Here is a 26066-nt window from a genome sequence, read left to right as displayed (position 1 = left end):
GCGTCATCCGCGACGATCCCACCCTCATCCCCGGGAGAACGCCAGTGCCAGGAGAGAACCTGACCCGCATCGAAGCGCAGGAGCGCCGCGCGATCGTCGACACGCACGAGTACCACGTGCAGCTCGACCTGACCCGCGGAGACGAGGTGTTCTCCTCCCGCACCGCGGTGACCTTCGCCGCGACCGAGGGAGAGTCGACCTTCATCGACCTCATCGCCCGCACCGTGCATTCGGTGACGCTCAACGGTCGCTCGCTCGACCCGGCGACCGTCTTCGCCGACTCGCGCATCGCGCTCGACGGTCTCGAAGCCTCGAACGAGCTCGTCGTCGAGGCCGACTGCGAATACACGAACACGGGCGAGGGCCTGCACCGCTTCGTCGACCCCGTCGACGGCGAGGTCTACCTCTACTCGCAGTTCGAGGTGCCCGACTCGCGCCGCATGTACACGGTGTTCGAGCAGCCCGACCTGAAGGCGGAGTTCACCTTCTCGGTCACGGCGCCCGCACGCTGGAAGGTCGTCTCCAACTCCCCCACGCCCGAGCCGGTCGCCGTCTCCGACGACGCCGCCCGCTGGGACTTCCCCGCGACCCCGCGCATCTCCTCGTACATCACCGCGCTCGTCGCCGGCCCCTACGAGGCCACCTACAGCGAGCTGACGAGCGCCGACGGCCGCGTCATCCCGCTCGGGGTCTTCGCCCGCAAGAGCCTGTGGCAGTACCTGGATGCCGACTACGTCTTCGACAAGACCCGCCAGGGCTTCGCGTACTTCGAGGAGAAGTTCGGCTTCCCCTACCCCTTCGCCAAGTACGACCAGCTCTTCGTGCCCGAGTTCAACGCGGGCGCGATGGAGAACGCCGGTGCGGTCACCTTCACCGAGACCTACGTCTTCCGCTCCAAGGTGACGGATGCCGTGAAGGAGCGCCGCGTCGTCACGATCCTGCACGAGCTCGCGCACATGTGGTTCGGCGACCTCGTCACCATGAAGTGGTGGAACGACCTGTGGCTGAACGAGTCGTTCGCCGAGTGGGCGTCGACGATCGCCACCGCCGAGGCCACCGAGTGGGAGGCCGCCTGGACGACCTTCAACGCGATGGAGAAGACCTGGGCGTACCGCCAGGACCAGCTGCCCTCGACGCACCCCGTCGTCGCCGAGATCAACGATCTCGAAGACGTGCAGGTCAACTTCGACGGCATCACCTACGCCAAGGGCGGGTCGGTGCTCAAGCAACTGGCCGCCTGGGTCGGTATCGAGCAGTTCTTCGCCGGGGTCGCCGCCTACTTCCAGAAGCACCAGTGGTCCAACACCGAGGTCGGCGACCTGCTCACCGAGCTCGAGACCACGAGCGGCCGCGACCTGGGCGACTGGGCCAAGAAGTGGCTCGAGACGGCCGGCGTCAACACGCTGACCCCGCTCATCGAGGAGGGCGCCGACGGCACCATCTCGCGCTTCGCGATCGTGCAGACCGCGCCGAGCGACTACCCCACCATCCGCCCGCACCGCCTCGGCATCGGCTTCTACTCGCTGAACGACGCGGGAGCGCTCGAGCGCGTGCACCAGATCGAGCTCGACGTCGACGGCGACCGCACGGAGGTGGCCGAGCTGCGCGGCATCCGTCGTCCCGACCTCGTGCTGCTCAACGACGACGACCTCGCGTACGCGAAGATCCGTCTCGACGAGCGCTCGCTGGCCACCGCGATCGCCCACCTCAAGGACATCTCCGACCCGCTCGCCCGCTCGCTCGTCTGGGGTGCGGCCTGGGATCAGACCCGGGATGCCGAGGCCTCGGCGACCGATTACCTCGATCTGGTGCTGCAGAACATCGGCTCCGAGACCGAGTCCACCACCGTGCGTACGACCCTCGCCCAGCTGCAGCTCGCCGCGAACTCCTACGTCGCTCCGGCGACCCGCGACGCCGCGCGCGAGCGCGTGGCCGACGGGCTGTGGACGCTCGCGCAGCAGGCGGAGGCCGGGAGTGACAGCCAGCTGCAGTTCGTCACGGCGTTCGCGTCGGCGGCATCCACCCCGGCCCACGCCGAGACGGTCAAGGCCCTGCGCGACGGCGCGACGACCCTCGAGGGTCTCGAGATCGACACCGACCTGTCGTGGCAGCTGCTCGTCTCGCTCGCCGCGGCCGGCGCCGTCACCGCCACCGACATCGACGAGGCCCGCGCCGCCGACAACACCGCCAAGGGCGGCGAGTTCGCCGCGATGGCGAAGGCGTCGCTGCCCTCGCACGAGGCGAAGCAGGAGGCCTGGGACTCGCTCATCGCGCGCTCCGACGCCCCCAACACGATCGTGCGGTCCACCGCGGCCGGGTTCACGAACCCGACCACGGTCGACGTGCTCGCCGACTTCGTCGAGCCCTACTTCGCGATGCTGCTGCCGATCTGGGAATCGCGCAGCTACCAGATCGCGCAGTACCTCATCGTGGGTCTGTACCCCGCGGCCCTCGCGAACACGGCGCTGCGCGACGCGACGCGGAAGTGGCTCTCGCAGCACGCCGACGCCGCTCCCGCGCTGCGTCGCCTGGTCGGCGAGAACCTCGCCGGTGTCGAGCGCGCGCTGGCCGTGCAGGAGCGCGACGCGCAGTAAGTCGCGCCCCCCGATGGATGCCCCTCTCCCACCCCGGGAGGGGGCATCCGTCGTCTCCGGTCATCCTCGCGGCGACGCGGGATCATCCCCGCGGACGATGACCGGTCCGGGGGCCGATCCGTAGCGTCGAACGCATGATCGTTGCAGACAACCTCACCAAGCGCTATGGCGCGAAGACCGCCGTCGACGGCGTCTCGTTCACCGTCGCCCCGGGCCGGGTGACCGGCTTCCTCGGCCCCAACGGCGCGGGCAAGTCCACGACCATGCGCATGATCGTAGGACTGGACCGTCCCACGGCCGGACGGGTCACGGTCGCGGGCCAGGAGTACCGCCACCTGCGCTCGCCGCTCACCGAGGTCGGGGTGCTGCTCGACGCGAAGGCCGTGCACACCGGCCGCTCGGCCAGGAACCATCTCCGCGCTCTGGCCGCGACGCACGGCATCGGCCGCGATCGCGTCGACGAGGTCATCGAGCTCACGGGCATCGGGGCGGTCGCCGGCAAGCGCGCGGGCGGGTTCTCGCTCGGGATGGGACAGCGCCTCGGCATCGCGGCGGCCCTCCTCGGCGACCCGCACACGCTGATCCTCGACGAGCCCGTCAACGGCCTCGACCCCGAGGGCGTGCGCTGGGTGCGCCAGTTCGTGCGGCACCTGGCCGCGGAGGGTCGCACGGTGCTGCTGTCGAGCCACCTCATGAGCGAGATGGCCCAGACCGCCGACCACGTCATCGTCCTCGGGCGCGGCCGCGTCCTCGCCGACGCCCCTCTCGCCGACCTCGTGGGGGCGTGGACCACCACCACCCTCGTCGTGCGCTCGCCCCGGCTCGACGACCTCGTCACCGCGCTGCAGACCCCGGATGCCACGGTCACGGCCATCGAGCCGGGCGCGGCCCAGATCACCGGGGTCACGGCCCGGACGGTCGGCGACATCGCCGCCGCCCGCGGCATCCCCCTGTACGAACTCAGTCCGCGCGTGGGGTCCCTCGAGGACGCCTACCTCGCCCTGACCGATGACTCGGTCGAGTACAAGACCAAGGAGATCGCATGACCACGCTCGCCGCCGGACCCCGCAGGTCCACGCACACTCCGGCTCACCGTCTGACCTTCGCCCACCTGCTGCGCAGCGAGGCCGTCAAGGTCCTCAGCCTCCGATCGACGTGGTGGTCGCTCGGAGTGACCGCGGCGATGTCCGTCGGCATGTCGCTCCTCATCGCCCTGGCCACGAGCGACACCGGCGGGGCGATGGCGCCGACCAACGTCATCCTGGCTCCCACCCAGTTCACCATGCTCGTGGCGGGGATCCTCGGCGCGATCGTCGTCACCGGCGAATACTCCACCGGCATGATCCGCTCGACCCTGACCGCCGAACCGCGTCGCGGCGCCGTGCTGCTGGCCAAGGCGATGGTCGTGGCCGCGACCATGATGGTCACCACGGTCGTGATCTACGCCGTCGCGATGGCCGTCACCGCACCGATGATGCAGGCCCCTGTCGATTGGGCGACCCCGGCGGACTCGGTCGTCCCGCTCGGCTTCGGCGTGCTGTCGATGGCGTGCTTCACCCTGATGGGCGTCGGCTTCGGCTTCCTCCTGCGCAGCGGCGCGGGGGCCATCGCGGTCACGGTGGGCGTGCTGTTCGTGCTGCCCATCGTCCTGAGCCTCTTCTCGATCGCGGGGCCGGAGTGGATGTGGATCGTCGAGTCGGCGAAGTACCTTCCCGTCAACGCGGCGGGTGCGCTGACGCAACCCGGAGCGCAGGACCTGCTCGAGCCCGCGCTCACGCTGGCGGGGTGGGTCGTCGGTCCGCTCGCGCTCGGATGGATCGCGCTGCGCACACGCGACGCCTGATCGTTCCTCCCCATCCTTCGCACCCTCCACGGATGCCTCGACGCTCAGCCGGCGCCGAGGCATCCGTCGTTAGTCTGAATCCCGATGTTCGTTCTCGCCGAAAATCCCTCCCCCAGTCCGTCTCCCACGATCACCTCGCCCTCGGACCTCGCCAACCTCGACACCTGGACGTGGATCGGCGGCCGCCTGCTCGACTTCGGCGGCGTGCTCCTGCAGATCCTGGGGATCGTCGTCGGTATCGCCATCGCCGCATGGATCCTGCGCGTGGTCATCCGCCGCGTGGTCGACCGCATCGTCAACGGCGCCAAGGTCAAGGCGCGGGTCGACGACACGCAGGCCCTCGACCGATCTCCCCTGAGCGCCGTCCGCCTCGTGCAGCGAACGCGCACCCTGGGGACGATCCTGCAGAACATCGTCAACGTCGTGCTCGTGATCGTCGCCCTCGTGTGGATCGCCGGCATCGTCGCGCCCGACGCCCTCGCATCCCTCACCCTGCTCACCGCCGCGATCGGCGCCGGCCTCGGCTTCGGCGCGCAGAACATCGTCAAAGACGTCCTCAACGGCATCTTCATCGTGGCCGAAGACCAGATCGGCATCGGCGACGTCGTCGACCTGGGCCTGGCGACGGGCATCGTGGAGTTCGTGAGCGTCCGCATCACGCACGTGCGCGACGTCAACGGCACGCTCTGGTACGTGCGCAACGGGGAGATCACGCGCATCGGCAACATGTCGCAGGGCTGGTCGCGCGTCATCATCGATCTCGCCGTGCCGGTGGATGCCGACATCGACGACGTCGAGCAGGCCATGCTCACCGCGGCGAAGACGATGTCGAAGGAGCAGAAGTGGCGCTCACGCATCATCGAGCAGCCCGAGATCTGGGGCCTGGAGTCCATCAGCGGTGACGCCCTCGTCATCCGCCTGGTGATGAAGACGCGCTCGAGCGCGAAGGACGACGTGGCCCGCGAGCTGCGCGCGCGCCTCAAGCGCGCCATCGATGCGATGGGGATCGCGCTGCCACAGCTGAACTCCATCGTGCTCACCGGAGCAGAGGGCGCGCAGAGCGTGCGCGGCGCCCACCCGCCGAAGACGAAGGAGACGCCCGTCGCCGTCGTGAACGACCGTCCCCGGTGGAAGCCGCGCGGGCGTCGCATCGACGTCTCCGAGACGGTGGAGGACCACACCGAGCACGACGGCGCGCCGGCGCCGAAGACGAAGAAGACCAAGACGCTGCGCGACGACACCCCCACCTCGGTCGTGGATCTGCCCGCCGCGCCGGGCGCCGACACGCCGAAGCCGACTCCCCCGGCCGTGCGCGCCGACGAAGAGAGCACGTCATGACCGAACCCGTCAGCTTCTACGATCAGGTCGGCGGTATGGACACCTTCCGCCGACTCGTCGACGCCTTCTATCGCGGCGTCGCCTCCGACGAGGTTCTCAAGCCCATGTACCCCGAAGAGGACCTCGGCCCGGCCGCCGACCGGCTGACGCTCTTCCTCGCGCAGTACTGGGGTGGACCGACGACCTACGGCGAGACGCGCGGGCACCCGCGCCTGCGCATGCGGCACATGCCGTTCCACGTCGATCCCGACGCGCGCGACCGCTGGCTGCGACACATGCGCGCCGCCGTCGATGAGATCGCCCTGCCGCCGGCCTTCGAGGCCCCCCTGTGGGACTACCTCGAACGCGCCGCCTACGCCATGGTCAACACGTTCGAGGCGCGCGGGATCGGCCCGCAGCAGAACGGACGCCCCGATACGGGGCTGCCGGTCCGCTCAGCGGACTGACGGCCGTCCGCCCCGCCGGCCCGCGCCGCTCAGCGAGCGCGGGTGGCCTCGCCGAGCAACCGCGGGGTCGGTGCACCCCGCGCGCGGGTGCCACTCCGCCCGTCGCCCGGGCTCAGCGGCCCAGGAAGTCGCCGAAGCCCGGGAGGTCGAGGTTCGACAGGCCCTCGCCGAACCCGCTGATCTGCTCGCCCGCTCCCGATACGGCATCCTGCGCCCCTCCGGCCCATTCGCCGATGCCCGATCCTTCCGCGAGCGAGGTGAGATCGACTCCGGATGCCAGGGCCTCCAGGTCCACCCCCTCGGCGAGTCCCGCGAAGTCGACCCCGGACTGCATCGCCTGCGCGAGCAGGGGTGCGGCGACACCGCTGACGACCGCGCCTCCGGCGACCGCGGCGAGCAGGCCGCCGGCGCCGACGACACCGGCGCCGACGAGTCCGCCCTTCCCGGCCCTCGCGAGCAGCGACGACATGCGACCCGGTCTCGCCGCCTCCGCCCGCGCCGCGGTGCGGGCGAGGTCGTCAGGAGCGTCGGACCGGGGCTGCTCGTGCGGCGCCAGCTCGGCATTCATCCGCTCGCGCACGTGCGCGCGTTGCGCCGGGGTGAGCCGAGCGAAGGCCTCGCGGTGCATCTGCTCGACGCGGTCGGGGTCGGCCGTGCGCAGCAGGTAGTCGTAGCGCGCGATGGCGGCGCGATCGTCGGCCGAGACGGCGCCTCCGGATGCCGGGCGTCGGCCCGCCGCGGGCGGGGCGTACCGATCGGCGGGGGTGGCGGGCGGCGCCCCCGGGGTGCGCGGCCGCGAGTCGCCGGTCACGGCGTCGGCGGCCGAGCGCACCATGTCGCGCCAGTCGCGATTCCCGGAAGACGGGGACCCGCTCTTGGCGGCCGAGGCTTTGCCGGCGGCCTTCGAGGCGAGGTCGAACAGACGGGAGAATGAAACCACGGGGATACCTCTCGACGGGCGGCATGCTGCCGCGACGTCAAGGTCTCCTCCGCCCCTCGGGGCCGACGTACCCGGAATCCAACCGTGGACTCGTGATGACGGATACGCCGCGTCGGGAGTACTCCCCTTGCTGCTTCCACGGTAGGGCGGGCACCTTTGTGCTTCCTGGATGACGCTCGGCCGCCGTGCGGTCAGCTTCCGGTGGCGCGCACCGCCGTCAGCCCCGAGCGCACCGGCCCGCGCACGAGCACGTGCCCGCGGGTGAGGCTCAGCCGCGTCCACGCTCCGCTGCGGCGCACGGGCGCCTCTTCGCCGCCGGCGATGAACCCGAGCGCGAACGCCGCGAAGGCCACCCCGAGCGGCAGTCCGCCCAAAGCCTCGTCGGCCTGTCCCCACACCTGGGCCCGGATCACCCGCACCACGTCCTCGCCCGCGTCGGCCGGGAGCGCGTCGGCGACGGCGGCGACACCGTACTGGGCACGCGCGGCGAGGACGGCCGAGTCGACGGCATCCGTCTGCTCCCAGCCGCCCTGCGGCGGCGAGATGCCCGCCCATGCCGGAGAGGTCGCCGTCTCGGGCAGGACGACCGCGTTCGCGTCGTCGGGGGCCGGCAGAAGCGCGGACGCCTCGACGACGAGGTCGCATTCCAGCTCGGGGTCGATCGCCGATGCGCGCAGCCCGAGCACGGTGGGCGTCGCGTCCATCAGGCCGCGCGGCGCGAGGGGCGCGGCCGTCGTGACGAGCATTCCCCCGCGGGCGCGCAGGCGCACGGTTCCGTCGCCGAGACGGATCGTTCGACTGGAGAAGGTCAGCAGGTCGGCTGCCGCCTGCGGGTCGGGGAACAACAGGCGCGCGGACACCCGCTCTAAACTAGCAAGCGGTGCGCACCTCGCCGCACCGGAACGGGAGTCAGCGTGACCGACGCCATCGATCCCGTGGCGTCGTTGCTCGCGGTCCTCGACCTCCGCGATGCCGGCGCCCGGACGACCGAAGACATCTTCACGGGTGTGTCGCAGGCGATGCCGACCGGCCGTGTCTACGGCGGCCAGGTGCTCGCGCAGACGATCGTCGCCGCCTCGCGTACCCTCCCGGCCGAACGCACCGTGCACTCGATGCACGGGTACTTCCTGCGTCCCGGCGATCCGGCCGACGGCATCACTTTCTCGGTCGACCGGATCCACGACGGCCGGTCGTTCTCGACCCGGCGCACGCAGGCGTTCCAGTCGGGCGTTCCGATCTTCTCGATGATCGCGTCATTCCAGGACGACGACCCCGGACTCGAGCATTTCGAGCCCATGCCCGACGGAATCGCCCCGCCCGAGGACACGGCGCCCGTCGACGTCGAGACGCTGCACCCCATCAGCCGGCGGATGCTGTCGGCGAGCCCTGTCGACGTGCGTCACGTGTCGTCACCGGTGTACGCCTCGGTCGAGGGGCCGCGGGTGCCGCGGCAGGCCGTGTGGATGAAGCTGCGCCGTCCCATCACCGATGACCCGGCCGTGCACCGGGCCGCCCTCGCGTACCTCAGCGATCTGACGATCCAGGAGACGATCCTGCGCGCCCACGGCGTTCCCTGGAACGCACCGGGCTTGCGCGTGGCGAGCCTCGACCACGCGATGTGGTGGCACCGTCCCGGACGCGTGGACGAGTGGCTGCTCTACGTGCAGGAGTCGCCGAACGCCCGCGGCGGTCGCGGGCTGTCGACGGGCCGCGTCTATACGCGTGACGGTGCGCTGCTGGCGAGCGTCGCGCAGGAGGTCATGGTGCGGGTCCCGCGCGAGTGACCGCGATCACGGATGCCGCCGCCCGGCGGCATCCGTCCCGCGCCATGTCGACGCACGGCGGCGTCGAGGCGCAGACCTCGTGCGTCGACCGGAGTCAGCCCTTCGCGGCTCGGCGACGGTACTCGATCGGGTCACCGACGTAGGGCCCCCACGCAGCCCGCTCGGCCGCACTCCAGCGGATGGGACGGCCGCTCGCGGTGTCGACGAGGACCACGACGGCCGTGGCGCGCGCGTAGAGCACCTGCTCGGCGTCGCCGATCGGGCTGAACACCTCGAAGCAGATGTCGGCGCTCGAGCCCCCCATCGCACCGATCCACATGCGCACGTCCAGCGGACGCTGGCTGTAGGGCACGGGACGGAGGTACTCGATCTCCTGACGAGCGATCAGCGTCGCGCGTTCTCCGCCGCTCTCGAGCACGCTCATGTCGAAGACGGCCGTCGGCAGGGCCTCACCCTCGCCGTCCCCGCGCCAGAAAGCGCGCAGACGCGCCTCTTCGAGCAACTTGAGCATCGAGGTGTTGTTGACGTGTCCGAGCGCGTCGAGGTCGCCCCAGCGCAGAGGGATCGGCACGTGAAGCCGCTCGGGCCCCGCGGTGGCGGGGCCCGAGTCGGGGAATGCTTCTGCGTCAGTCACGCGTGAGCTTGCGGTAGGTCGACCGCGACGGGTTGGCGGCATCCGCTCCGAGGCGCTCGATCTTGTTCGCCTCGTAGGCTTCGAAGTTGCCCTCGAACCAGTGCCACTGGTCGGGGTTCTCCTCGGTGCCCTCGTAGGCGAGGATGTGCGTCGCGATGCGGTCGAGGAACCACCGGTCGTGGGTGATGACGACGGCACAGCCGGGGAACTCGAGCAGGGCGTTCTCGAGCGAGCTCAGCGTCTCGACGTCGAGGTCGTTGGTCGGCTCGTCGAGGAGCAGCAGGTTCCCGCCCTCCTTCAGCGTGAGGGCGAGGTTGAGGCGGTTGCGCTCACCACCGGAGAGCACCCCGGCCTTCTTCTGCTGGTCGGGGCCCTTGAAACCGAACTTCGACACGTAGGCGCGCGAGGGGATCTCGGTCTTGCCCACGGTGATGATGTCGAGGCCGTCGGAGACGACCTCCCACAGCGTCTTCTCGGGGTCGATGTTCGCGCGCGACTGGTCGACGTAGCTGATCTTGACGGTCTCGCCGATCTTCAGCGTTCCGCCGTCGAGGGGCTCGAGGCCGACGATCGTCTTGAACAACGTCGTCTTTCCCACACCGTTCGGACCGATCACGCCGACGATGCCGTTCGGCGGGAGGTTGAAGCTCAGGTTGCTGATGAGCGAGCGGTCTCCGAAGCTCTTCTCGAGCTTCTTCGCGTCGATGACGATGCTGCCCAGGCGCGGACCCGCGGGGATCTGGATCTCGTCGAAGTCCAACTTGCGCGTGCGCTCGGCCTCGGCGGCCATCTCCTCGTAGCGCGCCAGGCGGGCCTTCGACTTGACCTGACGCCCCTTGGCGTTGGAGCGGACCCACTCGAGCTCGTCCTTCAGGCGCTTGGCCAGCTTCGCGTCCTTCTTGCCCTGGACGTCGAGGCGCTGCGCCTTCTTGTCGAGGTAGGTCGAGTAGTTGCCCTCGTAGGGGTACAGGTGACCGCGGTCGACCTCGGCGATCCACTCCGCGACGTTGTCGAGGAAGTACCGGTCGTGGGTGATGGCGATGACCGCACCCTTGTAGGCCTTGAGGTGCTGCTCGAGCCACAGCACGCTCTCGGCGTCGAGGTGGTTGGTGGGCTCGTCGAGGAGCAGCAGGTCGGGCTTCTGCAGCAGCAGTTTCGCCAGCGCGACGCGGCGACGCTCTCCACCGGAGAGCGGGACGACGCTCGCATCGGCGGGCGGGGTGCGCAGGGCGTCCATCGCCTGCTCGAGCTGCGAGTCGAGGTCCCAGCCGTCGGCGGCGTCGATCTCTTCCTGCAGCGTGCCCATCTCGGCCAGCAGCGCGTCGAAGTCGGCGTCGGGGTCGGCCATGAGGGCGGAGATCTCGTTGAAGCGGTCGAGCTTGGGCTTGATCGCCACGCCGTCCTGGATGTTCTCCAGCACGGTCTTGCTGTCGTCGAGCTCGGGCTCCTGCATCAGGATGCCGACGGTGAAGCCGGGGCTGAGGCGCGCCTCACCGTTGGAGGGCGTGTCGAGGCCGGCCATGATCTTGAGGATCGTGGACTTTCCCGCACCGTTCGGACCGACCATGCCGATCTTGGCGCCGGGGAGGAACGACATCGTGACGTCGTCGAGGATGAGTTTGTCGCCGACCGCCTTGCGGGCACGGACCATGGAGTAGATGTATTCGGCCATAACCGTTCCAGTCTAGGGGCGGCTCCCCTGCGCACCGACGTGACGAGCGCACAGCGGCCGCCGCGGGTCCGTCACCAATCGATCGCGCGCGTCTGCCCGATCAGGCACCCACCGGAGCCGAGTCCCGGGAGCACCGTCGTCACAGGGTCGCCGATCGACGGGCCCACCTGTCCGACGAGGCACTCGTCGCCCAGGCGCACCGCGAATTCGATGCTCTCCGCCGCATTGCCGATGGTGGACTCATCGGCGGTGACCTGCATCGCCGCCTTGTCGAAGCCCGCCGCCGTCAGGGCGTCGATGTACGCGCGCCCCGACGCCGGATTCGGCCCGGCCCATACCGAGGCCACGGTCTGCGAGAACAGCGGAAGGCGCTGCGCGCCCTCGCTCGCGGACGAGGCCGCCGGGGTCGACGACGCATCGCCCGCGGACGACGGAGTCGTCGCCTCCTCGCCGGGCGTCTCCCCTGCCGTCGACGTCGCCGCGTCGCCGGCATCCGGCCCCGGTGCGGCCAAACTCCCCGTGCAGCCCGCGAGCCCGAACACGGCCACGAGGGTCAGAGCGGCGAAGAGTCGTCCGGGGAAGCGAGGCACGATCACGAGTCTACGGACCCGTCCACGCACCACCGGAGGGTGACCCGCCCCGGATCAGAACGGGGTGGCGTCGGCGGGCGTCTCGACCCGACCGGTTTCCCCCGCCGCCACGACGACCTCAGCCCGAGCGCGTTCGGCCCCTTCACCCGAACCCCCGGCGTCCGTCTCGAGCGAGGCGCCCGGCAGGCTCCATCCGTCGCCGTCCGTTTCGGCGCGCGGTGTGGGTTCAGCGGGAGACGGGCTGGTGGCAGTCTGCGGCTTCGCGGCGCGGTGGAACACCGACACCCCCCAGCGCAGGTCGTGGCCGATCGCGTCTGCGACGACGTCGGCGCTGACCCCGCGCTTGCTCTCGGTCTCCCACTCGCGCAGACGCAGGCGGCCGCTCAGGATCACGCGCTCGCCTTTCCGGAAGGAGCGGAGGGCGTTGGCGCCGAGGTCGCCGAAGACCGAGATGGCGTAGAAGTTCGTGTGTCCGTCCACCCACTCGCCCTTCTCCCGGTCGAACTTCCTCTCGCCCACGGCGAGTCGGAACGCCGCGACCGGCCCGCCCCCGCGGGTGGTGCGTTGCTCGAGGTCGCCGACGATGTTGCCGACCAGGGTGATGTGATCGCTCATGATGTGTCCTCTCGATGTGTCGTGACGCTCCGGCATCCGCGTGCCCGACGGATGCCGGAGCCATGTCAGCGTCGCGCGACTCGCCCGGGCGGCGGAGGCGGTTCCGCCGGTTCCGTGGACGGATGGGGCAGCCGAGGCGGTGGGGAGGAGGAGTGGGATGGGCACGGCGACGGCGATGTCGGAGGTCGGTCGTACGGTGTCCGCATGAGCACCGCACTGTGGAACGACCTCGCTCCGGCACCGCGCCCGGCCGGGTGGGGTGCGGCGACGCATGTCGCCGCCGGTCTGTGGCGCATCGCCGACCCGCGCGGCGTCATGGTCGGCCACATCCGTGCCACCGCGTCCGATGGAGGATGGCGGTACGCGGCCGAACGCTTCCACGCCGCCTCGGGCAGCTTCCGACGCCTCGGCGAGTTCTGGTCGTCGAGCGATGCCGTCGAGTGTCTGCGCTACGCCCGATGAACGGCGCCTCGACGCGAGGCAGCAACACAGGCAGCATCGACACGGGGCGCGCCTCGACGCCGGGGTCTATGGACGCCGGAGGCATCGACGCGGGTGTGCACTGACCACGGGGTGCATCGACGCCAGGGCGCATCGGCACGGCGACGCACCGGCACGGCGACGCCTCGACACGGCGACGCCTCGACATCCGGGCGCACCGACGCGGCGACATCCGACACGCGGGCGCATCGACGTGCGCAGACGCATCCGCACCCGGGTGAGCCCCAACCGAGCGCGACGGCGACCGGCTCAGACGACCGTGGCGAAGTCCTCCCGCGCGGGCACCGTGCGTCCACCGCGCACGTCGTCCCACGCCGCACGGAGGATCCCCACCGCGCGCTCGAGCGTGGCAGGCGGAGCGGTGAAGGGCACGCGCAGGCGCCGGTCGTGGCCGCCTTCCACGGCGAACCGCGAGCCGGCGGAGAGAGCGAGACCGCGTGAGCGCGCGTTCATGACGAGCGGAGTGCTGAGCGGCTCTCCGATGCCGACCCACATCGACACGCCGCCACTCACCCGCGGGACGTCCCACTCCGGGAACGCGTCGATCAACGCGCTGCGCAGGGCGTCGCGTCCCGCCCGCAGCAGCTCTCCCCGCTGCCGCGCGATCTCGTCGAGCCGCGGCACCAGTCGCGTCGCGATGGCCTGCTCGAGTTCCGGCGTTCCCAGGTCGTGCACGGGGCGCCCGCTGGCGAGGCGGCGGATGATGTCGGGGGCGGCGCGCACCCATCCCACCCGCAGGCCGCCCCAGACGGTCTTGCCCAACGAAGCGACGCGGATGATGCGATCGTCGTCCGGGAAGGGCGCGGCATCCCCCCGGCGGTCGATGTCGAGTTGCCCTGTCGTCTCGTCCAGTACGAGGAGCGTTCCGGCGCCGCGGGCCCCCGACAAGAACGCGTCGACCTCGCGGGGGTCCATCGTGCGGCCGGTCGGGTTGTGGAAGTCGGGCATGAGGTAAGCCAGTGACGGAAGGGCGCGCGCGAAACTCTGCTCGGCGCGTTCGATGTCCCACCCGGTCTCCGCGTCGACGGGCACGCCGATCAGCCGCGCACCCACCCGGCGGAAGGCGTCGGCCGCGTGCGGATAGGTCGGCGTCTCGAGCATGACCCGGTCGGCGCGGCCGATGAGTACGGACGCGATCAGATGGATCGCGCTCTGCGCCCCCGTCGTGACGAGGATCTGATCGGGGGCGGTCGACAGCCCGCGCGCCGTGTAGTGATCCGCGATGGCCGCCCGCAGCGACGGGTCGCCGACGACGTCGTATCCGATCCGGGCGACGAGCGCCGGCGCCTGGGCCGCCGCCTCGGCGATGACGGCGGGGAGCCCCGGCCACGCCGCCGGGCTGGCCTGCTGCAGGTCGATGCTGTCGGCGTCGGCCTCCAGGCGGCCGGGGTCGCTCCGCCGCAGCGGGAGCGTCACGCTGCCGCTGCCTCTCAGGCTCTCGATGTGCCCCGTCTCCCGCAGGCTGCGATAGGCCGCTGCGACGGTCGTCCGACTGAGCGACAGCGCGGCGGCGAGCTCGCGCTCGGCGGGGAGAGCGGTCGACGGCGCGAGGCGGTTGTCGAGGCACAGCAGACGCACCCCGTCGGCGAGCGCCTCGTACGCCGGGCCGCTCCCCCGCCAGCCGCCGAGGGCTGCGGCGAGGGCGCGCGCGGAGATCCGTGAGTCCATGCGGCCACACTATCTCGATTGGCCTCTAAGCAACGGTCCAATCCGGTGATTGGATTGCCTCATGTTCTCCCGCGTCACCCGCCTCCTCGTCGGCCTCGTCCTCTACGGCGCCGGCTGCGCCCTCACCGTCGCCGCCGGGCTCGGCGTGGACCCGTGGACCGTCTTCGCGCAGGGCATCGCCCGCGTGACGGGCGTCGGCATCGGGTGGGTCACCAACATCATCGGCCTCGGCGTCCTGCTCCTGTGGATCCCCCTGCGTCAGAAGCCGGGCGTCGGCACGATCGCGAACATCCTCCTGGTCGGCACCAGCCTGCAACTCGCCCTCGGCATCCTGCCGCACCCCGACGTCTTCTGGCTCCAGGCCCTCATGCTCGTCGCCGGCGTGGTGCTCGTGGCAGTCGCATCCGGGCTCTACATTGGAGCGAACTTCGGTCCCGGCCCCCGCGACGGGCTCATGACCGGCCTGCACGGACGCTTCGGCTGGCCCATCTGGGCGTGCCGGCTCACCGTCGAAGGGTCGGTGCTCGTGCTCGGGTGGCTCCTGGGCGGCACCGTGGGAATCGGCACCGTCGTCTTCGCCCTGGGCATCGGACCCCTCGTGCACATCGCGATGCCGCTGCTCGCGACTCCCCGGTCGGCGCCGCGCCCGCGGTCGGCGGCACGGGTCTGACACGAGCGCCCCGCCCGCGACGGATACCGCGCGGGCGGGGCGCTTCGCGCTCAGTGCTCGCGGAACTCCGGGCGGTCGCTGCCGGGCTTGAGGTGCGCGTGCAACGCGCTCTTGGCGATGTCCATCGACGGGTAGACGCCCAGCCGCTCGTCCTTGCCCGTCATGTGGACGCTGTAGCCCTCGGCATCCTTCTGGATGGTGCCGACGACCCCCACCGGGCCGTAGGCCACCCAGAGTCGTCGTGTCGCGGTGTCTGACATGAGTGCTCCTTTGCTCTCCTTCGCCCGGAGGTTACGCCCGCGCGGGGGCCGGCGCCAGGGGCTGGTGCCGCGCCGAGAGTGCGACCGATATCCTGGACCGACGACCCCCAGTAGCTCAGTGGATAGAGCAGCGGCCTTCTAATCCGCCGGTCACACGTTCGAATCGTGTCTGGGGGACCAGAACCGGTGTCGCACCCCCTCAGTAGGATGTGGGGATGGTAAACGCCTCCGAGAACGACCGGCTCGTCTGGATCGACTGCGAGATGACCGGCCTCGACCTCGGCGTCGACGAGCTCGTCGAGATCGCCGTCGTCGTCACCGATTTCGAGCTGAACGTGCTCGATCCGGGCTTCCAGATCGTCATCAAGCCCGACGACTCCGCCCTGGCCAACATGGGCGAGTTCGTCACCGAGATGCACCGGTCGTCGGGACTGCTCGACGAGATCCCGAACGGCGTCAGCCTCGCGGATGCCGAGTTCCAGACGCTCGAGTACATCCAGCGCTTCGCGCCGGTCGAAGGCAAGGCGCCGCTCGCCGGCAACACCATCGGCACCGACCGCATGTTCCTCGCGAAGTACATGCCGCGTGTCGACCGCTGGCTGCACTACCGCAACGTGGATGTGTCGAGCATCAAGGAGCTCTCGCGCCGGTGGTACCCGCGCGCCTACTTCCAGGCCCCCGCGAAGAACGGCGGCCACCGCGCCCTCGCCGACATCCGCGAGTCCGTCCGCGAGCTCGCCTACTACCGCGCCGCCGTGTTCGTGCCCCAGCCCGGCCCCACAAGCGACGAGGCGAAGGCCGTGTCAGCGTCGGCCGTGTCGTCGTTCGCCCTCGACGTGTGACATAATCTTTCAGTTGTCTTCTTCCGAGGACACATGGTGGCTATAGCTCAGTTGGTAGAGCACCGCGTTGTGGTCGCGGGGGCCGCGGGTTCAAGTCCCGTTAGCCACCCCACTCACAGAAGCCCGGCCGAGATCGCGCCGGGCTTCTGCATTTCCGGATGCCGCCTCCCCCACGCCCGTAGAATCGTTCGGTGGACGCCGCCCGCACGGATGCGGCATCCGCCCCTCGCTTCGACACCCGGGAGGCCACGTGAACGACGACGTCGACGCGCGCCCCGCGATGGTCATGTCGCCGGAGGCGTTCGAGCAGCTTGTCGTCGACGAACTCGACTGCCTCCCCGACGACATGGTCGAGGGTCTCGACAACGTCGTGTTCGTCGTCGAGGACCGTCCCGAGGACGGCTCGCTCGATCTCCTCGGGCTCTACGACGGATGGGCGCTCACCGAGCGCGACCGTTACGGCGTCGGCGAGCTGCCCGACCGCATCATCGTCTACCGCGAACCGCACCTCGCCGCCTGTACCGACGAGGACGACCTGCGCGACGAGATCCACACCACTCTCGTGCACGAGATCGCGCACTTTTACGGCATCGACGACGACCGCCTGCACGAACTCGGGTGGGCGTGATGGCCGGCCTCGCCTCGCCCGACCTGGATTCCGACGTCGAACGCGACCTCGACGCCCAGCCGCCGTCGTCATGGCAGACGGTCGTCTGGAACGACCCCGTGAACCTCATGAGCTACGTGAGCCACGTCTTCCGCACCTACTTCGGCTTCGACGCCGCGACGGCCCACCGCCTCATGTTGGCTGTGCACCACGACGGTCACGCCGTCGTCGCACGCGGTCCGCGCGAGGTCATGGAAGCCCATACCCAGGCCATGCACGACTTCGGTCTCTGGGCCACCGTCAGGAAGGACCCCTCGTGAGCGAGCGGATCGTCGTCCTCGAGATCAGCGGTCTCGAAGCCCTCCACCTCGCCGGCATCGTCGGGCAGTTCCGCGATCTCCTCGCCGACTCCCGCACCGACGACGACCCGGCCGTGGCGCGACTGATGCCCGACGCCTACCCCGACGACGAAGCCGCCAGTCGCGAGTTCCGTCGGCTCACCGGAGGCGACCTGATCGAGCGGCGCTCCCAGGATGCCGCAACCGTCCTTCAGACGCTGGGCGCCGACGGCGGTGAGCCCACCCCCGCGGGCGACCCGGATGCGACGATCGCCGTCGCCCTGGGCGAAGGGGAAGCCCTCGCGTGGATGCGCACGCTGTCGGCGGTGCGCCTCGTGCTCGCCACGAGACTCGGCATCCAGGACGAAGACGATCACCAGCCCGACGATCCGAGGTTCGGGGTCTATGACTGGATCGGCTATCGCCTCGACGGCCTCATGGCCGCTCTCGAACGCCCCTGAGCCCGGGTCGGGTCGGCCTCGGCGGAGGTGTCAGGGGATGCGAACGCGCACGTCGGCACGCTCAGCCGGGCTGTGGGCGTCGAGGTGGGCGTCCTCTTGGAGCGCCCAGCGCCGCCAGTGCGGGCGATAGGTGTCGCCGTCGCGCTCGAGCGCGCGGTGCCGGCGCGAGTCGGTCGGCGCCTCCACCCAGACCGAGACGTCGGCCAGCCGCGCGACCTCGGGGGTGAGGATGCCCGCCCCCTCGACGACCAGCGGAAGCGAGGGGTCCACCGCGTACGCCTCGGCGCGCGTCCCGGCCTCCCAATCCCACCGTTCCCAGACGCCGAGCAGTCCACGGGCATGGGGCAGCAGGATCACCTCCCGGGCGTAGGCCACGCCCTCGGCGAGCCCGTCCCACCCCGGATAGACGTCGTCGAGCGCGACGAGCTGCACGCGCCCGCGACCGGGCCACGCCGACACCAGCCGCCGTGCGAGCGAGCTCTTGCCGGCGCCGCTGCGTCCGTCGATGACGACGGCCGGGTTCGGTGCGCCGACCGCCGTGATACGCGCCGAGACCGCGGCCACCGCCGCGGTGAGGGCCTCGTCGACCGGGTCCGTGTTACTTCTTGAGGGCGCGGATGACACGGCTGAGCGCGCGACCGGCGACCCACACGAACGGGATGCCGACGGCGAGCAGCGACACGACGTTCGGGTCGAACCGCAGGTCGTCGCCGCGGCGGATGTAGGCGCCGAGCGGGAGGGTGTATCCGCCTCCCCCGCCTCCACCGTTGCCCTGCTCGTCCGAGCCGCCGCCGTACCCGGCCCAGGTGAGCGCGACGGGGACGATGCGCACGCCGTCCACGTCCTGCTGCTCCCCGTACGCGGAGGTGACGCCGAAGCTAGTGGCCTGCTTGCCGAGTTCCAATGCGATGTTGGGCATGCCCCCACCGTAGCGGCCCGCCTCGCCGGGCCGCAGGGCGTTGCGCGCCGTCACGGCTCGTGCGAGGGTCTCGCTCGTCGTCAGTGGTCGTACGACGGCCGCGGGTTCGTCGGCAGGGCGCCGCCCCCTCGCGACGGTCCCAGCAACGACCCGCGGGTGACGGCTCCGCGGCCGAACCGCGCAGCCGCGCCGTCGAGGGCGCCCTCGACCCGTCGCCACTCGGCGTCGTCGTCCCAGAGCGTCGCGGCCATGGCCGCCGGCTTGAGCTTCTCGCCACGCACCCCCACCAGCCGGACGGCCTGGCGGCGGTCGATCGAGTCGAACAGGTCGATCGCCGCGTCGCCGATGCGTTGTCCGACCGAGGTGGGCTCGGGCAGCGTGCGCGAGCGGCTCAACGTGGTGAAGTCGGAGAAGCGGACTTTGATCGAGATCGTCGCGGCCTCGTACTGCTGCGTCCGCAGGCGCGCTCCGACCCGGTCGGCGAGGCGGCGCAGCTCCACGTGGAGCGTGCGCGTGTCGGAGATGTCGGTGTGGAACGTCTCCTCGTGGCCGACGCTCTTCTCGGACCGACCCGTGTGCACTTCGCGTGCGTCGATCCCGCGCGACAGGTGCCAGATGCGCTCCCCCATCGCCGCCCCCAGAACCTGATCGAGCGCGTGCCGCGGTGTGTCGAGGATGTCGGAGATGAGACGGATGCCGCGGGCCTCCAGAGCCTCGGCGGCCTTGGGCCCCACTCCCCACAGGGCGCGGACGGACCGCGGCCGCAGGAACGCCTCCGTGTCGGCGGCCGCCACGACGAGCAGGCCGTCGGGCTTGGAGATGGTGGAGGCCATCTTGGCGACGTGCTTGGTGGCCGCGACGCCGATGCTGCACGTGAGACCGGTCTCCGCGAGCACACGGGCTCGCAGGTCGCGCGCGATCGTGCCCGGACTCCCCCACAGCCGACGCGCCCCGCGCACGTCGAGGAACGCCTCGTCGATCGAGAGCGGTTCGACCAGCGGAGTGACGTCGTGGAAGATCGCCATCACCTGCCGCGACATCTCTGTGTAGCGGTGGTACGGCGGGTTGACCACGATCGCGGTGGGGCACAGGCGCAGTGCGATCGCCACGGGCATGGCGGACTTCACGCCGTAGCGGCGTGCCTCGTACGAGGCGCTCGAGACGACGCCGCGCCCCTCGGAACCGCCGATGATGAGCGGCTTGCCCGCGAGCGACGGATCGTCGAGCACGGCCACCGACGCGAAGAAGGCATCCATGTCGACGTGCAGGATGCCGGTGCCCGTGTCGTCGGCGTCGGGTCGCGAGACGATGCGCCCCGTGCCGTCTCCGCGTCCCATGGCATCCATTGTCCCCCGGACCTCCGACATCGAGGTCGGCGCGGGCGACGACCCCTCGAGTCAGCGATCCGCCTACGGCGATCTGCCCCGCTCCGTAGCGATTCCGCGGCTCAGCTGACCGAGGGCGGGTCGACGATCCCCGTCGGCACCCCGCGGAACGCCCCGCGAACGACGGATGCCACGGCCCCGCGCGCGTGGAGCGCCGGGGCCGTGGCATCCGGTGTCTTACTGCGCGGCGCGCTCCAGCACGAGCTCGCGCACGCGCGCGGCGTCGGCCTGGCCCTTCATGGCCTTCATGACCGCCCCGATGACGGCGCCGGCGGCCTGCACCTTGCCGTCGCGGATCTTCGCGAGCACGTCCGGCTGGGCGGCGAGGGCGTCGTCGATCGCGGCGATGAGCGCCCCGTCGTCGGAGACCACGGCGAGGCCTCGGGCGTCGACGACCTCCCGCGGGGTGCCCTCTCCGGCGATGACGCCCTCGAGCACCTGGCGCGCGAGCTTGTCGGTGAGCGTTCCCTCATCGACGAGCTTCTGCAGCGCGGCGACGTTCGCGGGCGACACGAGGTCGGCGGCGTCGCGCTCCTGTGCATTGGCGACGCGCGTGATCTCGCCCGTCCACCATTTGCGCGCCGAGGCGGGGGCGGCGCCCGCGGCGATCGTGTCGGCGACCGCGTCGAGCAGCCCGCCGTTCGCGACGTCCTGGAACTCGAGGTCGGTGAAGCCCCACTCGGCCTTGAGGCGACGACGGCGAGCGGCCGGGGGCTCCGGCAGCGCGGCGCGCAGTTCCTCGATCAGCGCGGGCGCGGGCACGACCGGCAGCAGGTCGGGCTCGGGGAAGTAGCGGTAGTCGTCGGCATCCGACTTGGGGCGACCGGGAGAGGTGCGACCGGTGTCCTCGTGCCAGTGGCGCGTCTCCTGCGTGATCGTCCCGCCCTTGGCGAGGATCGCGGCCTGACGCTGGATCTCGTACCGCACCGCGCGCTCGACCGAGCGCATGGAGTTGACGTTCTTCGTCTCGGTGCGTGTGCCCAGCTTCTCTTGCCCGCGGGGGCGCAGCGAGACGTTCGCGTCGCAGCGGAGGTTTCCGCGCTCCAGCCGCGCCTCCGAGATGCCGAGACCGCGCACGATGTCGCGGATCGTCGCGACGTAGGCCTTCGCAAGCGCCGGAGCGGAGTGCTCCGCGCCGAAGATCGGCTTCGTGACGATCTCGACGAGCGGCACACCCGCGCGGTTATAGTCGACGAGCGAGTACTCGGCGCCCTGGATGCGACCGGTCGCGCCACCCATGTGGGTGAGCTTGCCGGCATCCTCTTCCATGTGGGCTCGCTCGATCGGCACGGTGACGATGGTGCCGTCCTCGAGCTCGACCTCGACCGAGCCCTCGAAGGCGATCGGCTCGTCGTACTGCGAGATCTGGTAGTTCTTGCCGAGGTCGGGGTAGAAGTAGTTCTTCCGCGCAAAACGGCTCGAGGGCGCGATCGAGCAGCCGAGGGCGAGGCCCAGGCTGATCGAGGAGCGGATCGCCTCGGCGTTGACCACGGGCAGCGCACCCGGCAGGCCCATGTCGACCGGGGCGACGAGCGTATTGGGCTCGGCGCCGTGGTGGGCCTCGTTGGCGGGGTTGGGAGCGGCCGAGAACATCTTGGTCGCGGTGTTCAGCTCGACGTGCACCTCGAAACCGAGGACGGGCTCGAACAGCTCGAGCGCCTCGTCGAAGTCCATGAGTGCGTCTTTGGCCATCAGAGGGACGCTCCGTTCGTGAGAGAAGGGGCTTTGTCGAGCAGCGGTCCGCCCCACTGGTCGACCAGCAGCGCCTCGAGCGCGGCACCGACGCGGTACAGACGCGCGTCCTCGCGGGCGGGGGCGAGGAACTGGATGCCGACGGGCAGCCCGTCGTCGTCCGCCAGGCCGCTCGGGATCGAGATGCCCGGGACGCCGGCGAGATTCGCCGGGATCGTGGTCACGTCGTTGAGGTACATCTGCAGCGGGTCGTCGAGCTTCTCCCCCAGGCGGAACGCCGTGGTGGGCGCCGACGGAGTCGCGATGACGTCGACGTGCGCGAACGCCGCGTCGAAGTCCTGCTGGATGAGCGTGCGCACCTTCTGGGCGCTGCCGTAGTACGCGTCGTAGTAACCCGCCGACAGCGCGTACGTGCCGAGGATGATGCGGCGCTTGACCTCGGGACCGAACCCGGCATCGCGCGTCGCGGCCATGACGTTCTCGACCGTGGGGGTGCCCTGCGGCGTGACTCGCAGACCGAAGCGCACCGAGTCGAACTTGGCGAGGTTGCTCGACGCCTCCGCGGGGAGGATCAGGTAGTACGCCGCGACGCCGTATTCGAAGTGCGGGGCGCTAATCTCGACGATCTCGGCCCCCTGGGCCTGCATGGCCGCCAGCGACGCGCGGAACGAGTCCGACACGCCCTTCTGGAAGCCACGGTCGTCGAGCTCGCGGATGACGCCGACCTTGAGGCCCTTGAGGACCTCTCCGGTCGCGCCCTCGCGGGCGGCTGCGGCGAACGACGGCCACGCGTCGGAGAGCGAGGTCGAGTCGTTCGGGTCGTGCCCGCCGATGACGTCGTGCAGCAGGCCCGCATCGAGGACGGTGCGCGTGACCGGACCGACCTGGTCGAGGCTGGATGCCAGGGCGATCGCGCCGTAGCGGCTGACCCCGCCGTACGTGGGCTTGACGCCGACCGTGCCGGTGACGTGCGCGGGCTGACGGATCGAGCCGCCGGTGTCGGAGCCGAGGGCCAGGGGCGCCTCGAACGCGGCGACGGCCGCCGCCGACCCGCCGCCGGAGCCTCCGGGGATGCGATCGAGGTCCCAGGGGTTGCGGGTGGGACCGTAGGCCGAGAACTCCGTCGAGGAGCCCATCGCGAATTCGTCCATGTTCGTCTTGCCGAGGGGCACGAGGCCGGCCGCACGGGAACGCGCGACGACCGTGGCGTCGTAGGGCGACATGTAGCCCTCGAGGATCTTCGATCCGCTCGTGGAGGGCATGTCGGTGGTGACGAGCACGTCCTTGACGGCGAGCGGGACACCCGCGAGCTCGTGGAGCTGCTCGCCCGCGGCGCGACGGCGATCGATGTCGGCCGCGACCTCGAGCGCGTGATCGCTCACGTGTAGGAAGGCGTGGACGTCGCCGTCGACGGCGGCGATGCGGTCGAGGTGCGCCTGCGTGGCTTCGACGCTCGACACCTCGGACGAGGCGAGTTTGGCGGCCAGGTCGGCCGCGGTCAGGCGAGTGAGGTCGGTCACTGCTCTTCTCCCAGGATCGCGGTCACACGGAAACGGCCGTCGGCCTGGTCGGGGGCGTTCTGCAGCACCTGCTCGCGCGTCAGCTGCTGCTGAACGACGTCGGGGCGGAAGACGTTCTCGAGCGGGATCGGGTGGCTCGTGGCCGCCACGTTGGGCGTCGCCACCTCGGACACCTTCGCGATGTTGTCGACGATGGCATCCAGCTGGCCGGTGAGGCTCTGGACCTCCTCGTCATTCAACTGGATCCGGGCGAGCACACCGAGATGGCGCACGAGATCAGGAGTGATTTCAGACACCCCCCGAGTCTAGTTCGCAGACGGTCTCCTCCCCGTCGCGCGCCGCCTGGCTCCCACCGGAACGCCGCCCTAGGCTGGCCGGGTGACGAGCTTCGATCCGCCGCGACCCTGGACCTCGAGCTATGCCGCGGGGGTGCCCGAAGACCTGGAAGCGCAGACGGGGTCGCTCCTCGACATCGTCGACGCCTCCACGCGCGACTACCCCGACGCCCCGGCCCTGCAGTTCTTCGGACGCGAGACCACCTACGCCGAGATGTCGGAGCAGATCGCGCGCGCCGCGGCGGCCCTCGCCGCGCACGGTGTGCGTGCGGGGGACCCGGTGGCGCTCGTGCTGCCCAACTGCCCGCAGCACATCGTCGCGTTCTACGCCGTGCTGCGGCTCGGAGCGGTCGTGGTCGAGCACAATCCGCTCTACACCGCCCGGGAGCTGCGCAAGCAGTTCGAGGACCACGGGGCGAAGCACGCGATCGTGTGGAGCAAGGTCGTGGCGACCGTGCAGGAGTTCCCGGCCGATCTGCGCCTGGACACCCTGATCTCGGTGGACGTGACCCGGGCGATGCCGTGGACGACGCGTCTCGCACTGCGTCTGCCGGTCGCGAAAGCCCGCGAATCCCGCGCAGCTCTGCACGCCGCCACCAAGGGCGCAGTGGACTGGGACGACGTCGTGCGCCACGCACCTCTGCCCGCCTCGCATCCGCGCCCGGTCACGTCCGACCTCGCCATCATCCAGTACACGAGCGGCACCACGGGCACGCCCAAGGGCGCCATGCTCACCCACGCCAACCTGCTGGCCAATGCCGCGCAGGCGCGGGCCTGGGTCCCGCAGATCGTGCGGGGAGAGGGATGCGTCGTCTACGCGGTGCTGCCGATGTTCCACGCCTACGGCCTCACTCTCTGCCTCACCTTCGCGATGTCGATGGGCGCCCGGCTGGTGCTCTTCCCGAAGTTCGACGCCGACCTCGTGCTCGCCGTGACGAAGAAGCATCCGGCGACCTTTCTGCCGCTCGTTCCCCCCATCGCCGAGCGGTTGTTGGCCGCCGCCCGGGAGCGGGGCGTGTCGCTCGCCGGCACCGACGTGGCCATCTCCGGCGCCATGGCGCTGCCGCACGAGCTGGTCGTCCCCTTCGAGGAGGCCACGGGCGGATACCTGGTCGAGGGGTACGGGCTGAGCGAGTGCTCCCCCGTGCTCATGGCCAACCCCGTCGCCGACAACCGTGTTGCGGGGACGGTCGGACTCCCGCTGCCGGGAACCGAGTGCCGGGTCGTCGACCCCGACGACCCGCGGACCGACGTCGAGCGCGGCGAGCTCCTCGTGCGCGGACCGCAGGTGTTCTCGGGCTACTACGGCAAGCCGGAGGAGACCGACGCGGTGTTCGTCGACGGCTGGTTCCGCACCGGCGACATCGTCACGATCGACGAGGGCGGCTTCGTCCGCATCGTCGACCGCATCAAGGAGCTCATCATCACCGGCGGGTTCAACGTCGCTCCCACCGAGGTCGAGAACGTGCTGCGTCAGCACCCCGGCGTCGCCGACGTCGCCGTCGTGGGCCTGCCGAGCGAGCACTCGGGCGAGGAGGTCGTCGCGGCCGTCGTGCCGACCGTCGCCGGCGAACTCGACGTCGAAGCGGTCCGGGCGTTCGCGCGCGGCATCCTGACGCCGTACAAGGTGCCCCGTCGCATCGTGATCGTCGACGACCTGCCGCGCTCGCTCATCGGCAAAGTCCTGCGCCGTCAGGTGCGGGAGACGCTGCTGGCGGACTGAGGGGGCGCCGCGGGGCTGCCCGGCGACCGGCTTCGGCGCGCTACCGTCCGAGGGGGATGCGACCCGCTCCGCGCAAGGGGGTAGCCGGATCCGTGCCGATGAGCGCAGCTTCGCTACCGTGGGGCGACGGGCCGATCCCTGGCCCGGCCGTGACCTTTGGGGGGACTCACATGATCATCAAACGCGCCTCGTTCGCCGCCGTCGCCGCGACCGCTCTGCTCCTGGCGGGGTGTTCCGGGGGCGGATCCTCGGATGCGGACTCCGCCGCGCAGGAGAGCTCGGCGCCGAGCAGCGTCGCATCGGGCTCCGCCCCGACGCCGTCGCAGGCATCGGTCGCGCCGGCCGGAGACCAGTCGAAGCAGGACGCCTGCCAGATCATCATCACGTCGTTCAACGACGTCACCTCCGCCAGTGGCGACATCGACACGTCGGATCCCCAGGCTGCGGTCACCCGCTTCAAGGAGCTCGCGAGCAAGGTGAAGGGCGACTTCTCGCAGATCACGAACGCGGAGATCGCCCCCGCGGCGCAGAACGCCACTCAGACCCTCGACCAGTACGTCACGTTCCTCGAGGGGGTCATGGCCGACCCGAGCAAAGCGAGTGGGCTGGGTGAGCAGATCACCGCACTGCAGGAGAGCTTCACACAGGCCGGCACGGCCTGCGCCGGCTGACGGGCAGCAGCCGGAAGG

Annotated in this window: 28 protein-coding genes and 2 tRNA genes; 16 read left to right on the top strand and 14 right to left on the bottom strand. The window is 70.8% G+C overall.

What is annotated here, in order from left to right:
• Positions 1 to 44 precede the first annotated feature (44 nt).
• The 5 genes from pepN to RWH45_RS14365 all read left to right on the top strand — a co-directional run bounded on the left by pepN (position 45) and on the right by RWH45_RS14365 (position 6221).
• Positions 45 to 2594 carry an aminopeptidase N gene (gene pepN, locus RWH45_RS14385; RefSeq protein ID WP_315995573.1) on the top strand — a complete coding sequence of 850 codons (2550 nt, stop codon included), beginning with the start codon at positions 45 to 47 and terminating at the stop codon, positions 2592 to 2594.
• 134 nt (positions 2595 to 2728) lie between these two features.
• Positions 2729 to 3640, top strand: coding sequence for an ABC transporter ATP-binding protein (locus tag RWH45_RS14380; RefSeq protein WP_315995572.1), 912 nt, complete (start codon positions 2729 to 2731; stop codon positions 3638 to 3640).
• The gene (locus RWH45_RS14375; protein WP_315995571.1) at positions 3637 to 4437 is read left to right on the top strand and encodes an ABC transporter permease subunit; all 801 of its coding nucleotides are present in this window, start codon (positions 3637 to 3639) and stop codon (positions 4435 to 4437) included. The genes RWH45_RS14380 and RWH45_RS14375 overlap by 4 nt, the downstream gene beginning before the upstream one ends.
• 84 nt (positions 4438 to 4521) lie before the next feature.
• A complete protein-coding gene (locus RWH45_RS14370) occupies positions 4522 to 5775 on the top strand; it encodes a mechanosensitive ion channel family protein (RefSeq protein ID WP_315995570.1) in 1254 nt (417 codons plus the stop codon).
• The gene (locus RWH45_RS14365; protein WP_315995569.1) at positions 5772 to 6221 is read left to right on the top strand and encodes a globin; all 450 of its coding nucleotides are present in this window, start codon (positions 5772 to 5774) and stop codon (positions 6219 to 6221) included. The genes RWH45_RS14370 and RWH45_RS14365 overlap by 4 nt, the downstream gene beginning before the upstream one ends.
• 112 nt (positions 6222 to 6333) lie before the next feature.
• Here the strand turns inward: RWH45_RS14365 and RWH45_RS14360 are convergent, their stop codons facing one another.
• Together RWH45_RS14360 and RWH45_RS14355 are read right to left on the bottom strand one after the other, a co-directional pair.
• On the bottom strand, positions 6334 to 7161 hold the full coding sequence (locus RWH45_RS14360; protein ID WP_315995568.1) for a cation-transporting ATPase: 828 nt from the start codon (positions 7159 to 7161) through the stop codon (positions 6334 to 6336).
• Positions 7162 to 7352: 191 nt separating this feature from the next.
• Positions 7353 to 8021, bottom strand: coding sequence for a DUF8185 domain-containing protein (locus tag RWH45_RS14355; RefSeq protein ID WP_315995567.1), 669 nt, complete (start codon positions 8019 to 8021; stop codon positions 7353 to 7355).
• A 54-nt stretch (positions 8022 to 8075) separates the two neighbouring features.
• Between RWH45_RS14355 and RWH45_RS14350 the strand changes: the two genes are divergently transcribed.
• Positions 8076 to 8945, top strand: a complete 870-nt coding sequence (locus RWH45_RS14350; protein ID WP_315995566.1) for an acyl-CoA thioesterase — start codon at positions 8076 to 8078, stop codon at positions 8943 to 8945.
• 94 nt (positions 8946 to 9039) lie between these two features.
• On the opposite strand, the gene RWH45_RS14345 is transcribed toward RWH45_RS14350, so the two are convergent.
• The 4 genes from RWH45_RS14345 to RWH45_RS14330 form a co-directional block, all read right to left on the bottom strand.
• Positions 9040 to 9579, bottom strand: a complete 540-nt coding sequence (locus RWH45_RS14345) for an acyl-CoA thioesterase (RefSeq protein WP_315995565.1) — start codon at positions 9577 to 9579, stop codon at positions 9040 to 9042.
• Positions 9572 to 11251 carry an energy-dependent translational throttle protein EttA gene (gene ettA / locus RWH45_RS14340; protein ID WP_315995564.1) on the bottom strand — a complete coding sequence of 560 codons (1680 nt, stop codon included), beginning with the start codon at positions 11249 to 11251 and terminating at the stop codon, positions 9572 to 9574. Before ettA ends, RWH45_RS14345 begins: the two co-directional genes overlap by 8 nt.
• A gap of 71 nt (positions 11252 to 11322) precedes the next feature.
• Positions 11323 to 11841: a DUF6993 domain-containing protein gene (locus RWH45_RS14335; protein WP_315995563.1), complete on the bottom strand. Its 519-nt coding sequence runs from the start codon at positions 11839 to 11841 to the stop codon at positions 11323 to 11325.
• Positions 11842 to 11895: 54 nt separating this feature from the next.
• Positions 11896 to 12456 (bottom strand): single-stranded DNA-binding protein, encoded by a 561-nt coding sequence (locus RWH45_RS14330; protein ID WP_315995562.1) that lies wholly within the window; start codon positions 12454 to 12456, stop codon positions 11896 to 11898.
• Between the two features lie 204 nt (positions 12457 to 12660).
• On the opposite strand from RWH45_RS14330, the gene RWH45_RS14325 reads away from it, so the two are divergent.
• Positions 12661 to 12918, top strand: coding sequence for a hypothetical protein (locus RWH45_RS14325; RefSeq protein ID WP_315995561.1), 258 nt, complete (start codon positions 12661 to 12663; stop codon positions 12916 to 12918).
• A 288-nt stretch (positions 12919 to 13206) separates the two neighbouring features.
• Here RWH45_RS14325 and yczR read toward each other — a convergent pair whose 3' ends face one another.
• Positions 13207 to 14625: a MocR-like transcription factor YczR gene (gene yczR / locus RWH45_RS14320; RefSeq protein WP_315995560.1), complete on the bottom strand. Its 1419-nt coding sequence runs from the start codon at positions 14623 to 14625 to the stop codon at positions 13207 to 13209.
• A gap of 61 nt (positions 14626 to 14686) precedes the next feature.
• Here yczR and yczE point away from each other — a divergent pair, with 61 nt between their 5' ends.
• Positions 14687 to 15295, top strand: a complete 609-nt coding sequence (gene yczE / locus RWH45_RS14315) for a membrane protein YczE (protein WP_315995559.1) — start codon at positions 14687 to 14689, stop codon at positions 15293 to 15295.
• A 50-nt stretch (positions 15296 to 15345) separates the two neighbouring features.
• On the opposite strand, the gene RWH45_RS14310 is transcribed toward yczE, so the two are convergent.
• On the bottom strand, positions 15346 to 15555 hold the full coding sequence (locus RWH45_RS14310; protein ID WP_315995558.1) for a methyltransferase: 210 nt from the start codon (positions 15553 to 15555) through the stop codon (positions 15346 to 15348).
• 104 nt (positions 15556 to 15659) lie between these two features.
• Here RWH45_RS14310 and RWH45_RS14305 point away from each other — a divergent pair.
• The 6 genes from RWH45_RS14305 to RWH45_RS14280 all read left to right on the top strand — a co-directional run bounded on the left by RWH45_RS14305 (position 15660) and on the right by RWH45_RS14280 (position 17803).
• Positions 15660 to 15735: transfer RNA gene (locus RWH45_RS14305), tRNA-Arg, on the top strand.
• Positions 15736 to 15770: 35 nt separating this feature from the next.
• Complete coding sequence (orn, locus tag RWH45_RS14300) at positions 15771 to 16397, top strand: oligoribonuclease (protein WP_315995557.1); 627 nt, start codon at positions 15771 to 15773, stop codon at positions 16395 to 16397.
• 36 nt (positions 16398 to 16433) lie between these two features.
• Positions 16434 to 16509: transfer RNA gene (locus tag RWH45_RS14295), tRNA-His, on the top strand.
• A 168-nt stretch (positions 16510 to 16677) separates the two neighbouring features.
• Positions 16678 to 17025, top strand: a complete 348-nt coding sequence (locus tag RWH45_RS14290) for a metallopeptidase family protein (protein WP_315995899.1) — start codon at positions 16678 to 16680, stop codon at positions 17023 to 17025.
• Positions 17025 to 17324: an ATP-dependent Clp protease adapter ClpS gene (clpS, locus tag RWH45_RS14285; protein WP_391404522.1), complete on the top strand. Its 300-nt coding sequence runs from the start codon at positions 17025 to 17027 to the stop codon at positions 17322 to 17324. Before RWH45_RS14290 ends, clpS begins: the two co-directional genes overlap by 1 nt.
• Positions 17321 to 17803, top strand: coding sequence for a DUF2017 family protein (locus RWH45_RS14280; RefSeq protein WP_315995555.1), 483 nt, complete (start codon positions 17321 to 17323; stop codon positions 17801 to 17803). Before clpS ends, RWH45_RS14280 begins: the two co-directional genes overlap by 4 nt.
• A gap of 30 nt (positions 17804 to 17833) precedes the next feature.
• Here RWH45_RS14280 and RWH45_RS14275 read toward each other — a convergent pair whose 3' ends face one another.
• From RWH45_RS14275 to gatC, 6 genes are all read right to left on the bottom strand, one after another.
• Complete coding sequence (locus tag RWH45_RS14275) at positions 17834 to 18427, bottom strand: nucleoside/nucleotide kinase family protein (RefSeq protein ID WP_315995554.1); 594 nt, start codon at positions 18425 to 18427, stop codon at positions 17834 to 17836.
• Entirely contained in the window at positions 18402 to 18722 is a 321-nt protein-coding gene (locus RWH45_RS14270; RefSeq protein WP_315995553.1) for a hypothetical protein, read from the bottom strand. The genes RWH45_RS14275 and RWH45_RS14270 overlap by 26 nt, the downstream gene beginning before the upstream one ends.
• Before the next feature lie 80 nt (positions 18723 to 18802).
• Complete coding sequence (locus tag RWH45_RS14265; RefSeq protein ID WP_315995552.1) at positions 18803 to 20059, bottom strand: DNA polymerase IV; 1257 nt, start codon at positions 20057 to 20059, stop codon at positions 18803 to 18805.
• Between the two features lie 225 nt (positions 20060 to 20284).
• On the bottom strand, positions 20285 to 21799 hold the full coding sequence (gene gatB / locus RWH45_RS14260; protein ID WP_315995551.1) for an Asp-tRNA(Asn)/Glu-tRNA(Gln) amidotransferase subunit GatB: 1515 nt from the start codon (positions 21797 to 21799) through the stop codon (positions 20285 to 20287).
• Positions 21799 to 23319: an Asp-tRNA(Asn)/Glu-tRNA(Gln) amidotransferase subunit GatA gene (gene gatA, locus RWH45_RS14255; protein ID WP_315995550.1), complete on the bottom strand. Its 1521-nt coding sequence runs from the start codon at positions 23317 to 23319 to the stop codon at positions 21799 to 21801. The genes gatB and gatA overlap by 1 nt, the downstream gene beginning before the upstream one ends.
• Positions 23316 to 23615: an Asp-tRNA(Asn)/Glu-tRNA(Gln) amidotransferase subunit GatC gene (gene gatC / locus RWH45_RS14250; RefSeq protein WP_315995549.1), complete on the bottom strand. Its 300-nt coding sequence runs from the start codon at positions 23613 to 23615 to the stop codon at positions 23316 to 23318. The genes gatA and gatC overlap by 4 nt, the downstream gene beginning before the upstream one ends.
• A gap of 82 nt (positions 23616 to 23697) precedes the next feature.
• On the opposite strand from gatC, the gene RWH45_RS14245 reads away from it, so the two are divergent.
• Entirely contained in the window at positions 23698 to 25377 is a 1680-nt protein-coding gene (locus RWH45_RS14245; protein WP_315995548.1) for a long-chain-fatty-acid--CoA ligase, read from the top strand.
• A 170-nt stretch (positions 25378 to 25547) separates the two neighbouring features.
• Positions 25548 to 26048, top strand: coding sequence for a hypothetical protein (locus tag RWH45_RS14240; protein ID WP_315995547.1), 501 nt, complete (start codon positions 25548 to 25550; stop codon positions 26046 to 26048).
• Positions 26049 to 26066: the final 18 nt, after the last annotated feature.

This window comes from Microbacterium galbum (assembly GCF_032464915.1).
GTDB classification, from domain to species: Bacteria; Actinomycetota; Actinomycetes; order Actinomycetales; family Microbacteriaceae; genus Microbacterium; species Microbacterium galbum.
This window is presented reverse-complemented; position numbering and strand designations above follow the sequence as displayed.

Bases quoted from the DNA above. Each gene is read 5' to 3' on its own strand.
- RWH45_RS14380 (WP_315995572.1), top strand. From the start codon at position 2,729: ATGATCGTTGCAGACAACCTCACCAAGCGCTATGGCGCGAAGACCGCC.
- RWH45_RS14375 (WP_315995571.1), top strand. From the start codon at position 3,637: ATGACCACGCTCGCCGCCGGACCCCGCAGGTCCACGCACACTCCGGCT.
- RWH45_RS14370 (WP_315995570.1), top strand. From the start codon at position 4,522: ATGTTCGTTCTCGCCGAAAATCCCTCCCCCAGTCCGTCTCCCACGATC.
- RWH45_RS14365 (WP_315995569.1), top strand. From the start codon at position 5,772: ATGACCGAACCCGTCAGCTTCTACGATCAGGTCGGCGGTATGGACACC.
- ettA (WP_315995564.1), bottom strand. From the start codon at position 11,251: ATGGCCGAATACATCTACTCCATGGTCCGTGCCCGCAAGGCGGTCGGC.
- RWH45_RS14330 (WP_315995562.1), bottom strand. From the start codon at position 12,456: ATGAGCGATCACATCACCCTGGTCGGCAACATCGTCGGCGACCTCGAG.
- RWH45_RS14325 (WP_315995561.1), top strand. From the start codon at position 12,661: ATGAGCACCGCACTGTGGAACGACCTCGCTCCGGCACCGCGCCCGGCC.
- yczR (WP_315995560.1), bottom strand. From the start codon at position 14,625: ATGGACTCACGGATCTCCGCGCGCGCCCTCGCCGCAGCCCTCGGCGGC.
- yczE (WP_315995559.1), top strand. From the start codon at position 14,687: ATGTTCTCCCGCGTCACCCGCCTCCTCGTCGGCCTCGTCCTCTACGGC.
- RWH45_RS14310 (WP_315995558.1), bottom strand. From the start codon at position 15,555: ATGTCAGACACCGCGACACGACGACTCTGGGTGGCCTACGGCCCGGTG.
- orn (WP_315995557.1), top strand. From the start codon at position 15,771: ATGGTAAACGCCTCCGAGAACGACCGGCTCGTCTGGATCGACTGCGAG.
- RWH45_RS14290 (WP_315995899.1), top strand. From the start codon at position 16,678: ATGGTCATGTCGCCGGAGGCGTTCGAGCAGCTTGTCGTCGACGAACTC.
- clpS (WP_391404522.1), top strand. From the start codon at position 17,025: ATGGCCGGCCTCGCCTCGCCCGACCTGGATTCCGACGTCGAACGCGAC.
- RWH45_RS14270 (WP_315995553.1), bottom strand. From the start codon at position 18,722: ATGCCCAACATCGCATTGGAACTCGGCAAGCAGGCCACTAGCTTCGGC.
- RWH45_RS14265 (WP_315995552.1), bottom strand. From the start codon at position 20,059: ATGGGACGCGGAGACGGCACGGGGCGCATCGTCTCGCGACCCGACGCC.
- gatB (WP_315995551.1), bottom strand. From the start codon at position 21,799: ATGGCCAAAGACGCACTCATGGACTTCGACGAGGCGCTCGAGCTGTTC.
- RWH45_RS14240 (WP_315995547.1), top strand. From the start codon at position 25,548: ATGATCATCAAACGCGCCTCGTTCGCCGCCGTCGCCGCGACCGCTCTG.